This window comes from Collinsella sp. SGI.095, assembly GCF_050314535.1.
Lineage (GTDB): Bacteria > Actinomycetota > Coriobacteriia > Coriobacteriales > Coriobacteriaceae > Collinsella.
This window is the reverse complement of sequence record NZ_JBNPNG010000028.1, coordinates 1-12,723: the sequence shown is the minus strand read 5'-3', so window position 1 is coordinate 12,723 and position 12,723 is coordinate 1. Positions and strand designations below refer to the sequence as shown.

The following is a 12,723-nucleotide window of genomic DNA, read 5'->3' as shown; positions in this document are numbered from 1 at the left end:
CACTTCGTGCGGCGGGGGTTCTTTCGTCCTGTGGAATGCGCTGGGAAGTCACCCCATGCGGCCAGCTGAGGGGTCTTTGCTGCGTTCGTACAAGCAACCCAACATATTTCTGAATTTGGATGGGAGGGGCTTGTCGCTGTTGGGGGGGCGTTGAAGTGCGAGTGACACGTTGGGATGCGCGGGCGCCTTGGGTTGGGGCAATGCTCTGGGATGAGCCTCTTACTTAGGCGAAGAGGGGCTTTATGGCTGAGAGGTAGTCTTTGGCTACGTCGGCCTTATCTGCTTGGAAGTTGTGCCAGGCCCACCATTGGACGGTGGCTACGAAGCTTGAGGCTATGTGGTGGAGGAGGAAGTTGCGATCCATGGTGCTGGCGGGGCCTGCGGGGTCGACAGGGACGGTTTCGGCTGCGCGCGACATGATGGTCTTGCGGAGACAGTCGGCGAAGACGCGCGAGCCGGCGCCGGCTACGAGGGCGCGTACGCCCTGACGACGATCCCAGAGGTTGTTGAGGATATGCTCGACCTGTACGAGCGGGTCATTGAGGGGTGTACCGTCATCGTCGAGGGCATGGGTGCAGATATCGCACACGAACTCAGCGAGCAGGTCATCTTTGCTCTTGAAGAGGCCGTAGAACGTTGCCCGACCCACATGGGCGCGAGCGATGATGTCGCCAACGGCAATCTTGCCGTAGTCCTCTTCGCGCAGGAGCTCGGAGAACGCCGCAACGATGGCAGCGCGGCTTTTTGCCTTGCGGGCATCCATGGCTATGCGTCCGCGTGAACGAGCAGACAGCGGAGCGTGCCGGAGCAACCCTCGTAGGGGCGTTTGCCGGCGCCGTAGCCGACGGCTTCGATGTGGTAGCGTGAGGGCAGTTGGTCGGACGTGCGCAGCGCGGTGACGATGGCGGCGCCCGTTGGCGTCACGAGCTCGCCGGCGACCGGTGCAGGCGTGAGGGCGATATTGCCTGCCTGGCACAGGTTGACGACAGCGGGGACGGGAATGGGCATGAGGCCGTGGGCGCAGCGGATGGTTCCGTGGCCCTCGGAGAGCGACTCGACCACAACATCCTCAATGCCCAGGTCGTCGAGGCAGATGGCGACCGAGCAGACGTCGACGATGGAGTCGATGGCGCCCACCTCGTGAAACAGGACGGTGTCGGGCGTTTTGCCGTGAGCTTTGGCCTCGGCAGCAGCGAGTGCGGTAAAGATGGCGAGCGCGCGACGCTTGGCGCCATCGCTTAGCTGTGAGCCGTCGATGATGGCGGTGACGTCCGCCAAAGAGCGGTGGTGATGGTGGTGGGCGTGGTGATGGTCCTCGTGGCCATGGCCGTGAGCCTCATGGTCATGCTCGTGCGTATGCTCGTGGCAGTGTTCGTGTTCATGTCCGCCATGGTCATGATGGTGGTGCTCATGCTCGTGCGTGTGCTCGGCAGCTGTTTCGTTGCCAAAGAGCCAGGCCATGTCGTGGTCGTGGTTCTCGAGCTCCTCTGCCAGCTGAACGTCAAAGTCGCAGGCGTCGATGCCATGCTTGTTTACGCGTGTAACGGCAATCTCAAAGCCGTCGACCGGCAGCGTGGCGAGCTGTTCGCGCAGGTGCTCCTCGCTGGCACCCAGGTCGAGCAGGGCCGCGACGGTCATATCGCCGCTGATGCCCGAGGTACCGTCGATGATAAGCGTGTGCTGATGGTTGGACATGGAATGCTCCTTAACGGGCGCAGGGTGTTCCGGCGCTCAGATGATTGATAAGACTTGCCTGGTAGGCGGCACCAAAGCCATTGTCGATATTGACGACCGAAACGCCGCTGGCGCAGGAGTTGAGCATGGCGAGCAGCGCGGCTACGCCACCAAAGCTCGCGCCGTAGCCCACGCTGGTGGGAACGGCGATGACCGGACAGCTTACCAGACCGCCGATAACGCTCGCCAGCGCGCCCTCCATGCCGGCGATGGCGATGACCACCTGTGCCTGGGCAAGTTCCTCGGCATGCGCGAGCAGACGGTGCAGGCCGGCGACACCTACGTCGTAGAGGCGGTCGACCTCGTTGCCGTAGAACTCGGCCGTCAACGCGGCTTCTTCGGCGACGGGCAAGTCGCTCGTGCCGGCGCAGGCGACAACGATGCGTCCGTTACCGGTAGGGGAGGGCTTACCGCCCACGAGGGCGAGCTGGGCGTTCGGGACATATCCCAGGTCGATCCCGTTGTCGAGGAGCTCCGAGGTACGGGTTGCCTTCTCGGCGTCCAAGCGCGTGACTAGGATGCGCTCCTGACCGGCATCGCGCAGCGCTTTGATAATGGCGGCAATCTGCTCGGCGGTTTTACCGGCGCCGTAGACAACCTCACCGGCCCCCTGGCGCACCCCGCGCGAAAGATCGAGCTGCGCAAAACCCAGATCGGCGGTTGGCGCCGTTTGGATGCGCGTAAGGGCGACTGCCGGGGTGACTGCTCCGTCGGCAACATCGCTCAGTAACTGCTCAAGATCTCGCTTATCCATATATCTTCCCTTCGACGGCGCAAAGTCTAGCACTCAAAGGGTATGTTTCCGAACACTAAGACAAAATTGTTCGGAAACTAGATATAGGGGATTTGATTCTGTTGTTAGATGGATCGGCTAGTCACGCAGGATGATGTCCATGGCGAGCATCAGGTTGCGCTCGTCGATGGCAAACGGGGCGGCTTCGCGCGTCTTGGGCTTGGCGCAAAATGCGATGCCCGTGCCCGCGGCCTGAATCATGGGGATGTCGTTGGCGCCGTCGCCGATCGCCACGGTATGGGCCATATCGACACCGCACTCAACCGCCCAATCCAGTAGCTGGATAAGCTTGGATTCCTTGGTCACAATGTCTGCCGCCAGCTTGCCCGTGAGCTTGCCGTCTACGACCTCCAGGCGGTTGGCCAGGCAAAAATCGATGCCCGCGGCAGCTACGATCTTGTCGGCGACCTCGTGGAAGCCGCCGCTTACCACGCCGACCTTCCAGCCCTTGTTGTGCGCCGAGCGCACAAGCTCCAGTGCGCCGGGGGTAAACGTCACGCGCTCAAAGGTGCGCTCGAAAACGCTCTCGTCCAGGCCGGCAAGCAGGCCCACGCGCTCCTCGAGCGCCTGCTTAAAGTCGAGCTCGCCGCGCATGGCGCGTTCGGTGATCCGCGCAACTTGCCCGCCCACGCCTGCCTCCTCGCCCAACAGGTCGATGACCTCCTGGTTGATGAGCGTGGAATCGATATCCATAACGATGAGGCGTGCAGTCATGGTGGGCCTTTCCGAGTGCGGTTGTATTGTAGGCACATTGTCGCACGTGACAAGCGCGGGCGGGCAGTGCGGTGCGCCAATTGTTTCGTCTCCGTCAAGTCTTTGAGCGGGAGCCACTTTTTCGCGGTACATCGGCGCGGGTGCGATAAGATAGAACGCCATGTCCGGCTGCGCGGTTTACGCAGGCTGGGCAAATCTGTACGACGCCGCCCGGAACGACACGGGGCGGCACAGATCCATAAAGGAGGATCACTGGTATGAGCCAGACCCGTCCTATCGACGAGCATTCCATGCACACCCATACCTGCGGCGAGCTTCGCCGCGAGAACGTGGGCGAAGAGGTCACCCTCACCGGTTGGGTGAGCCGTCGCCGCGACCACGGCGGCCTTATCTTCTGCGACCTTCGCGACCGCGAGGGCATCACGCAGCTCACCTTCGACCCCGAGCACTCCGACGGCGATGCCTTTAAGATCGCCGAGACCATGCGTCCCGAGTGGCCCATCAAGATTCACGGCGTCGTGCGCGCTCGTGGCGAGGAGACCACCAACGCCAAGCTCGCGACCGGCGAGATCGAGGTCCTGACCGACCACGCCGAGGTGCTCAACACCTCCGTCACCCCGCCGTTCCAGATCGAGGACGGCATCGAGACCAGCGAGGACACCCGTCTGCGCTATCGCTATCTGGACCTCCGTCGTCCCGAGATGATGGCCAACCTCAAGCTGCGCTCCGACTTCACCTTTGCCATTCGCGAGGCGCTTCACAACCGTGAGTTCATGGAGGTCGAGACGCCCTCCCTGTTCAAGTCCACGCCCGAGGGCGCTCGAGACTTCATCGTTCCCAGCCGTATTCAGCCGGGTAACTTCTACGCCCTGCCGCAGTCCCCGCAGCTCCTAAAGCAGCTGCTCATGGTCGGTGGCGTCGAGCGCTACTACCAGGTTGCCAAGTGCTTCCGCGACGAGGACTTGCGTGCCGACCGTCAGCCCGAGTTCACCCAGGTCGATATCGAGATGTCCTTCGTGGACCAGAACGACGTCATGAGCGCACTCGAAGAGGTCCTGGCCGATGCTTTCGGTCGCATGGGTGTCGAGATGCCCACGCCGCTGCGTCGCATGGACTACTGGGAGGCCATGGACACCTATGGCTCCGACAAGCCCGATACCCGCTATGGCATGCATCTGGTCGATCTGACCGACATCTTTGCCAACTCCAAGTTCAAGGTCTTTGCGACTGCCGCAAACGAGGAGGGCTCTGTCGTCAAGGCCATCAACGCCAAGGGCGCCGGTGCCTGGGCACGTGCCAAGATCGATAAGCTCGCCGGCGTGGCCTCCACGTTTGGCGCCAAGGGTCTGGCCTGGATCGCTTTCCGCGAGGACGGCTCCATCAACAGCCCCATCGTCAAGTTCTTCTCGGACGAGGAGATGGCGGCTCTGCGCGAGCGCATGAACGTCGAGCCTGGCGACCTCGTGATGTTCGCCGCCGGCCCGCGCCTGCTTTCTGACGAGATCCTGGGCGGCATGCGCTCTCACATGGCCAACGCACTCGAGATCAAACGCGAGGGTCACGACTTCCTGTGGGTCGTCAACTTCCCGCTGTTCCACTGGGATGAGGACCGCAAGGCCTATGCAGCCGAGCACCAGCCGTTCACTCTGCCGACCGAGACCGACATCGCCAAGATCGAGGCCGACCCGTTGGCTGCCGGTTCCTGCACCTACGACTTTGTCATGGACGGTTTTGAGGCCGGCGGCGGTGGCATGCGCATCCATAACGCCGAGATGCAGATGTCCATGCTCAAGCTCCTGGGCTTTACCGAGGAGCGCGCCGAGTCGCAGTTTGGCTTCCTCATGGAGGCGCTCAAGTTTGGTGCGCCCCCGATGGGCGGTTTTGCCCTGGGTCTGGACCGCGTGTGCATGCTGCTTACCGGCTCCGATTCCATCCGCGACGTCATGGCGTTCCCCAAGACGGCCAGCGGCTCCGACCTTATGTCGGGCGCCCCGAGCGCCGTTTCCGGCGCCCAGCTCAAGGACGTCAGCCTGCGCTTGATGTAGGCGAGCGGCTACATATTGTCTCTAACGAGGGAAGGACGCGTGCCTTCCCTCGTTTTTTTGTGCGCGGGCGTTGCGAGGGCATAGGGTGACCGGACGTCGCGGAAAGTGCGTCCCGGAATCTGCGTCCAGAATGGGCCGCGCTTTCCCAAAGGGGGTCCTCTGGGAAAGCGCGGCCCAGAATTCGGCAAAATAATGGGGCACAGTTTCCGGTTGAGCCTTCTGGCGGAAACTGTGTCCCATCGTTAACACTCGAAGTGGGATGTGGTTTCCGTCCCGCTCTCGACAAGCATCTAACGCTACAATAACTACCACGTGGCTGGGTTTGGCCGGCCAAATGTGCGATGCTGCGGGAGGGGACATGGTCGAGTTTACAAAGACGATTAAAGATCCGTTGGGACTACATGCTCGCCCGGTTGCGCTTCTCTATGACATTATCGCCAAGCATCGTAGTGACGTGTCGGTCAGCATCGGCGATCGCCACACGGATGGCCGCGATATCATGGGACTCATGGCCCTCTATGGTGAGTGCGGCGAGAGCGTTGTCTTTCGTGTTTCGGGCGTGGATGAGGCCTCCTGCGTCACATCGATCAGAAATCTCTCACTCTAAGCGGAACAATGTAAAAAGGGGAGAGTCCCCTCTGTTGCATACATTGGTATGACAAGGCACTGCAAAGAGACCGTCTTTGCGGTGCCTTTGTTTAATATGGGAAACTTTTTTGAAAACTGAATAGAGATTCTTTCCAAAAAGTTAACCGCGTGTTAGTTTACTAGTTCGAACATAGACGCGGTTAACTTTTATCGCGTCGATGTTGAGGACGAACCGATGTTAGGAGCTCACTCATGTCTTGCGGACCGCAGATGCCGGCCATGCCGCTTTCGATGGTAAAAGCGGGCGAAACCGTGCGTGTGTCTCGTGTAAAGGGCAATGAGGACATAAAGCACCGTCTCAAGGACCTCGGCTTTGTCGAGGGCAGCGAGATCCACGTGGTGAGCTCGAGTGGCGCCAATATCATCGTCACGGTGCTGGGCTCACGCTTTGGCATCGATTCCAAGGTTGCCATGCACATCATGACCGTCGGTTAATCTGCAGCATTTCATAAAAACCGAAAGGGGGATAAGAGGATGAAGACGTTGGGTGACGTTAAGGTGGGCGAGAGCTCTACCATCGTCAAGCTTCACGGTGAGGGTGCGCTTCGCCGCCACCTTATGGACCTGGGGCTCATCAAGGGCACTTCGTTCAAGGTCGTGAAGGTTGCACCGCTCGGCGATCCGGTCGAGATCAACGTGCGCGGCTACGAGCTTTCCATCCGCAAGGAGGAGGCGGCCGTCGTCGAGGTCCAGTAAGGGCCCACGACGTAAATTTCTGCAGATTAAGTTAGATATTTCTAACTTAATGCAGCAACTTTGAAGCACATCATCCAGCCCGCGCGGAGAAAGCAGCGCGGGCGCACAAGGAAGAAGGATTGAATGGCGGATTCTCAGATCCATGTCGCGCTGGCGGGTAACCCCAACTGCGGCAAGACCACGCTTTTCAACCTGATCACCGGCGCCAACGGCTACGTTGGCAACTGGCCCGGCGTCACGGTTGAGAAAAAGGAGGCCAAGCTCCTAAGCGACAAGAACGTTACCATCACGGACCTCCCCGGCATCTACTCGCTTTCCCCCTACAGCCCCGAGGAGCAATGCTCGCGCGATTACCTCATGAGCGGCGAGCCCGATGTCGTCGTTCAGGTGGTCGACGCCACCAACCTCGAGCGCAACCTGTACCTGGCGCTTCAGGTTATCGAGACCGGCCTGCCCGTGGTCGTTGCCCTTAACATGGCCGACTTGGTCGAGAAGAACGGCGACAAGATCGACACGGACAAGCTCTCCAAGAAGCTCGGCTGTCCGGTCATGATGATTTCGGCCCTTAAGAACAAGGGTATTAAGGAGCTGTTCGAGCAGGTTAAGAAGTCCGCTGCTTCCAAGGGCCAGGTGCCGGAGCACAAGTTCGATTCCTCCATCGAGGACGTTCTGGACCACATCGAAAACAACCTGCCGGCGAGCGTTCCCGCCAACAAGCGTCGCTACTACGCGGTCAAGCTGTTTGAGCGTGATGCGGACGCCTGCAAGCTCATCAACCTCACCAAGGAGAAGGCCGCTCGCGTGGAAGAGCTGGTCGCCCAGTGCGAGCAGGACTGCGATGACGACGCCGAGTCCATCATCACCGGTGAGCGCTATGGCGTCATCGCGCACATCATCGACGAGTGCCTCACCAAGGCTCCGGCCAAGATGAGCACCTCCGAGAAGATCGACCGTGTGGTTACCAACCGTATTCTGGGCCTGCCGATCTTTGTGGTCATCATGTTCTGCGTGTACTACATCGCCGTTTCCACCTTAGGCGGCACAGTGACCGACTTCACCAACGACCAGCTCTTTGGTACCGACGGTTGGTATGTGCTCGGTCAGGGCCGCGACGCCTACGATGCAGCCGTCGAGGCTGCGGGCGACGATGCCGACTCGGTTGACCCGGCGCAGTACGGCCCCTATGTCCCGGGTATCACCACCGTGGTGCACGATGCCCTTGTGGCGGGTGGCACCGAGGACGGCGGCCTGGTCGATTCGCTGGTCTGCGACGGAATCGTCGGCGGTTTGGGCGCTATCTTCGGCTTCGTCCCGCAGATGTTCCTGCTCTTTGTGATGCTGTCCTTCCTGGAGGACTGCGGCTATATGGCCCGCGTCGCCTTTATCATGGACCGCGTGTTCCGCCGCTTTGGCCTGTCCGGTAAGTCCTTTATCCCCATGCTCGTGTCCTCGGGCTGCGGCGTCCCCGGCGTCATGGCCACCAAGACCATCGAGAACGAGAAGGACCGTCGCATGACGGTCATGACCACCACGTTTATTCCCTGTGGCGCTAAGCTGCCGATCATCGCCCTGCTCATGGGTTCCATCATCGGTGATTCTTCCACCACCGCGGCGTGGATCAGCCCGCTCTTCTACTTCCTGGGCGTCTTCGCCGTCATCGCCTCGGGCCTTATGCTCAAGAAGACCAAGCTCTTCGCCGGTCGCCCGACGCCGTTCGTTATGGAGCTTCCTGCCTACCACTTCCCGGCGATCCGCTCTTGGGCACTGCACGTGTGGGAGCGCTGCTGGGCCTTTATCAAGAAGGCCGGCACGGTCATCTTCGCATCCACCGTCGTTGTTTGGTTCCTCTCCAACTTTGGAAGCTACAACGGTTCCTTTGGCTTCCTGCCTGCAATGGACGGCATCCCCGAGGAGTTCATGGACTACTCCGTGCTTGCCATGCTCGGTAACCTGGTCGCTTGGATCTTCGCTCCGCTCGGCTTTAGCACCTGGCAGGCAACTGCGCTGACCGTCTCGGGCCTTGTGGCTAAGGAGAACGTCGTCGCCACCGCCGGCTCGCTGCTGTCCGTGGCTGACGCCGCCGAGACCGACCCGAGCCTGTGGACTGCGTTTGCCGGTATGTTCCCCACCATGGGCGCTTGCGTTGCCTTTGGCGCGTTCAACCTGCTGTGCGCTCCGTGTTTTGCCGCCATGGGTACTATCCGCAACCAGATGGACTCCGGCAAGTGGACCGCGATTGCCATCGGTTACGAGTGCGCCTTCGCTTGGGTGATCGGCCTGTTCATCAACCAGTTCTACAACCTGTTTGTGTTGGGACAGTTTGGTATCTGGACGATTGTGGCCATCGTTCTGCTGGTTGCGATGCTCTTCCAGATCTTTCGCCCTATCCCTGCGCATGCATGGACCGACGAGGACGAGACCAACACTGCTTCCGCCGCAGTTTCCGCTTAAGTCCGAATAAGGACTAGCCCCTTTCCACGAGCCCGGGTGTCCCAGCGACACTCGGGCTTTTTGGCGTAATGGGGGACAGATTGCTTTGCTCCAGAAGTAAAATGTGGCGTTTCCGCAGATAAAACCGACCAAAATAAACCTGTCCCTTTTTGGCAGGTGGAAAATGGGGTAAAGTAAGTGATGGTTAACTAGAGGAGGCTTGCTATGGCACCTATCGATATTGTTGTTCTGGCTGTTATCGGTATTGCGTTTGTCGCGGTATGCGTGCGCATCTACCGCAAGGGCACCTGCGCCGACTGTGCTCAGGGTGGCGTTTGCACGGGGCATTGCTCCAACAAAAAGACGTGTGCCGCACTTAAGGGCGTGGACAAAATCGCCGAAGACCTGGGCCGCGGTATTCATTAGTAGAACGGCGCTTGGGCATGTATGACTGCAGATACGGCAGTTGCTGATACGATAGGTGTGTTAGCAACTGCCGCCGAGCGGCTTAAACGAAAGGAAGCCTGTATGGAGTCCTGTGCCTACCCGATGCTCTTTAGCCCGATCAAGGTCGGTACGACCGAGGTCAAGAACCGCGTCTTTATGCCGCCGGTGTCCACCAACTTGGCCGATCACGGCTATGTGACCGATGACTTGGTCGATCATTACCGTGCCCGTGCCAAGGGCGGCGTGGGCCTCATCATTACCGAGGTCGTGACGGTCGAGCCCACCTATACCTATCTGCCGGGTGACATGTGCTGCTACGACGACACGTTTATCCCCGGCTGGGAAAAGCTCGCCGCGGCCGTCCACGAGTATGGCTGCAAGATCATGCCGCAGCTCTTCCACCCCGCCTACATGGCCTTTAACATTCCGGGCACGCCGCGCCTGATCGCTCCGTCCTTTGTGGGTCCGTCCTATGCCCGCGAGGCCCCGCGTCCTATCACGGTCGATGAGATTCACGAGCTCACGCATCAGTTTGGTGACGCTGCCGTGCGTATGCAGAAGGCCGGTGTCGATGGCGTCGAGGTCCATGCGGCACATGCCCACGGCATGCTCGGCGGCTTTTTGACTCCGCTCTACAACAAGCGCACCGACGAGTACGGCGGCTCGCTCGACGCCCGCATGCGCTTCTTGCTCGAGGTCATCGCCGAGATTCGCGAGCGCTGCGGCAAGGACTTTATCATCGACGTCCGCATCTCGGGCGATGAGTACACCGATGGCGGCCTGACCCTCAACGACATGATCTACGTCTCACGTCGCCTGGAGAAGGCCGGCGTCGACATGATTCACGTGTCGGGCGGTACCACCATCAAGCGCGGCTCCGCGATTCCCGCCGCCGGTACCCAGCAGGCCTCGCATGCCGCCTGCTCGCGCGAGATCAAAAAGCACGTCAACATTCCCGTCGCCACCGTCGGACGCATTAACGAGGCCTGGATCGCCGAGGAGCTGATTGAGGACGGCGCTGCCGACATCTGTATGATGGGCCGCGCCAATCTGTGCGATGCCGAGTTCTGTAACAAGGCAGCCGCTGGCAACGCCGACGAGATTCGTCCCTGCATCGGTTGCCTGCGTTGCCTGAACGGCATTATGTTTGGCAAGCGCATCTCCTGCACCGTCAACCCCGATGTTGAGCGCGACGAGGCTGGCTACGAACCCGCCGCCGAGGCCAAGAACGTACTGGTTGTGGGCGCCGGTCCCGCGGGCATGGAGGCAGCCTACATTGCCGCCAAACGCGGTCATAACGTGGTGCTCGTGGATAAGCAGGACGAACCGGGCGGCGAGATGCGCATCGCAGCCGTTCCGCCGGCAAAGCAGGAACTCACCCGCGTGATCAAGTATCAGTACCGTCGCCTGGCCGAGGCCGGCGTAAAGTGCGTCTTTGGCACCGAGCTTACTGCCGAGGACATTCAGCGTGACTACGCCGGCTACGAGGTCATCCTGGCCTATGGCGCCGAGCCTATCGCTCCGGCCTTCATGCAGGGCTTTAAGCAGGTTATGACGGCTGACGACCTGCTGGGCGGCAAGGCTTTCCCGGGCAAGAAGATCGTCATCGTGGGTGGCGGCACCGTTGGCTGCGAGACGGCCGATTACCTGGCCCCATTGGTCAACGACCTGTCGCCGGCCAACCGCGACGTCACCGTCATCGAGATGACCAAGACGCTCGCCGCCAACGAGGGTGGCGCCGGCCGCGCGGTGCTCATCACGCGCATGCTCTCAAAGGGCGTTCACGTGCTGACCGAGGCCAAGGTGACCGAGATTACCGAGGACACTATCAGCTACGAGAAGGATGGCGAGGTCCACACCATCGCCGGTGCCGATACGCTGGTGCTTGCTATGGGCTATCGTCCTAACACCAAGCTGGCCGACGACCTGGCGGCAGCCGGCGTTACCACTCACGTGCTGGGCGATGCCAACAAGTGCGGCAACATTCGCGACGCCATCGGCGATGGCTACAAGGTCGCCTGCGAGCTCTAGTCAACCCCTTGTTGCATGGGGACAGGTTGCTTTGCACCAACTTGGTGCATGTGAACCTGACCCCATTGCACCATTTGATAAAACGCAAGCGGCGGCCGTCCCGTGTTTGGGCGGCCGCCGCTTGCGTTTTATCAAAGAAAGATCATTGCCGAGCCTTAAATGCCTTTTGTCTGTGTGCCTTCCACAATCATGTTGCGGTTGTAGGCCAGGTGCAGATACATCGTATCGTGAGCGGCAGTGGGGTTGTGCGCCTCGATGGCGTCGGCCGCACCGTGGTGCGTGTGGATGGTCTCCTCGACGAGCTTTTTTGCCCGTTACGTCGATAAGACGATATGAGAAAGCCATTTGGGTCGCCTCCCCCGCGGCGCAGCTTCTTTTCGCGGGCTCGGGATGCCACAATGGGCTTTGAGTATCGGCCAGTGCGGTAGCCCTTACCGCACCTGCGGGGAGGAGGCTTCCCATGCCCCATGTTACCTCCATCGGCCTGGACGTCCACGCGCGATCGGTCGCCGCCGCGGCGTTCAACCCCTTCACCGGCGAGGTGGTGCACCGTGACTTCGGGACGGACGCCGCCGAGATCGCGGAGTGGGCCCTCGGGTTCGAGGAGCCCAGGGCCTGCTACGAGAGCGGCCCCACCGGCTTCCACATGGCGCGCGAGCTGCGCGCGCTCGGCCTCGACTGCGCCGTGGCCGCCGTCTCCAAGATGCAGAGGCCGGCGGCGGACGCGCGCCGCAAGAACGACCGGCGCGACGCCGAGTTCATCGCCCGCATGCTCGCCACCCACAACATCGTGGAGGTCCCGCTGCCCGATGCGGCCGTCGAGGCCGCCCGGGACCTCGACCGCGCCCTCGACGACGCCACGGCGGAGTACCGCCGCGCCAGGCAGCGCCTCAACATGTTCCTGATCAGGCTGGGCCACGTCTGGGACGAGCGCAACGCCGACGGGACGAGGAAGGGATCCTGGACGCGCGCCCACTGGAGGTGGATATCCGGGATCAGGCTCGAGGGGCCCCAGCGCGACGTGCTCGAGTACTACGTCACGGCCGCGAGGTGCGCGGAGTCGGACCGCCGGCAGCTCGAGAAGAAGGTGCTCGCCCTCGCCCGGACCGACCGGTGGCGCCCGGCCGTCGAGGCGCTCTCCTGCATCAAGGGAATCGACACCCTGACGGCCTTCAGGCTCGCAGC

At 61.2% G+C, this 12,723-nt stretch carries 12 protein-coding genes; 8 read left to right on the top strand and 4 right to left on the bottom strand.

From position 1 onward, the window contains the following. Nucleotides 1-223 precede the first annotated feature (223 nt). The 4 genes from ACQRCA_RS07975 to serB all read right to left on the bottom strand — a co-directional run bounded on the left by ACQRCA_RS07975 (nucleotide 224) and on the right by serB (nucleotide 3,241). A complete protein-coding gene (locus ACQRCA_RS07975; protein WP_427719819.1) occupies nucleotides 224-763 on the bottom strand; it encodes a TetR/AcrR family transcriptional regulator in 540 nt (179 codons plus the stop codon). A gap of 2 nt (nucleotides 764-765) precedes the next feature. Continuing rightward, on the bottom strand, nucleotides 766-1,695 hold the full coding sequence (locus tag ACQRCA_RS07970) for a LarC family nickel insertion protein (protein WP_427719818.1): 930 nt from the start codon (nucleotides 1,693-1,695) through the stop codon (nucleotides 766-768). A 10-nt stretch (nucleotides 1,696-1,705) separates the two neighbouring features. Then, a complete protein-coding gene (larB, locus tag ACQRCA_RS07965; protein WP_427719817.1) occupies nucleotides 1,706-2,488 on the bottom strand; it encodes a nickel pincer cofactor biosynthesis protein LarB in 783 nt (260 codons plus the stop codon). Nucleotides 2,489-2,605: 117 nt separating this feature from the next. Further along, nucleotides 2,606-3,241, bottom strand: a complete 636-nt coding sequence (serB, locus tag ACQRCA_RS07960; RefSeq protein ID WP_427719816.1) for a phosphoserine phosphatase SerB — start codon at nucleotides 3,239-3,241, stop codon at nucleotides 2,606-2,608. Between the two features lie 257 nt (nucleotides 3,242-3,498). Between serB and aspS the strand changes: the two genes are divergently transcribed. The 8 genes from aspS to ACQRCA_RS07920 form a co-directional block, all read left to right on the top strand. Next, nucleotides 3,499-5,286: an aspartate--tRNA ligase gene (aspS, locus tag ACQRCA_RS07955; RefSeq protein WP_427719815.1), complete on the top strand. Its 1,788-nt coding sequence runs from the start codon at nucleotides 3,499-3,501 to the stop codon at nucleotides 5,284-5,286. A gap of 358 nt (nucleotides 5,287-5,644) precedes the next feature. After that, nucleotides 5,645-5,893 carry an HPr family phosphocarrier protein gene (locus tag ACQRCA_RS07950; RefSeq protein ID WP_427719814.1) on the top strand — a complete coding sequence of 83 codons (249 nt, stop codon included), beginning with the start codon at nucleotides 5,645-5,647 and terminating at the stop codon, nucleotides 5,891-5,893. Between the two features lie 233 nt (nucleotides 5,894-6,126). Further along, complete coding sequence (locus ACQRCA_RS07945; protein WP_427719813.1) at nucleotides 6,127-6,369, top strand: FeoA family protein; 243 nt, start codon at nucleotides 6,127-6,129, stop codon at nucleotides 6,367-6,369. Between the two features lie 39 nt (nucleotides 6,370-6,408). Further along, the gene (locus ACQRCA_RS07940; RefSeq protein WP_006234774.1) at nucleotides 6,409-6,630 is read left to right on the top strand and encodes a FeoA family protein; all 222 of its coding nucleotides are present in this window, start codon (nucleotides 6,409-6,411) and stop codon (nucleotides 6,628-6,630) included. A 123-nt stretch (nucleotides 6,631-6,753) separates the two neighbouring features. Then, nucleotides 6,754-9,081: a ferrous iron transporter B gene (gene feoB, locus ACQRCA_RS07935; protein ID WP_427719812.1), complete on the top strand. Its 2,328-nt coding sequence runs from the start codon at nucleotides 6,754-6,756 to the stop codon at nucleotides 9,079-9,081. Nucleotides 9,082-9,285: 204 nt separating this feature from the next. After that, entirely contained in the window at nucleotides 9,286-9,486 is a 201-nt protein-coding gene (locus ACQRCA_RS07930) for a hypothetical protein (protein ID WP_117634210.1), read from the top strand. Nucleotides 9,487-9,588: 102 nt separating this feature from the next. Beyond that, nucleotides 9,589-11,538 (top strand): NAD(P)/FAD-dependent oxidoreductase, encoded by a 1,950-nt coding sequence (locus ACQRCA_RS07925; protein ID WP_427719811.1) that lies wholly within the window; start codon nucleotides 9,589-9,591, stop codon nucleotides 11,536-11,538. A 460-nt stretch (nucleotides 11,539-11,998) separates the two neighbouring features. After that, nucleotides 11,999-12,723 (top strand): IS110 family transposase (locus ACQRCA_RS07920; RefSeq protein ID WP_427719810.1); only part of this gene is annotated, 725 nt, incomplete at its 3' end.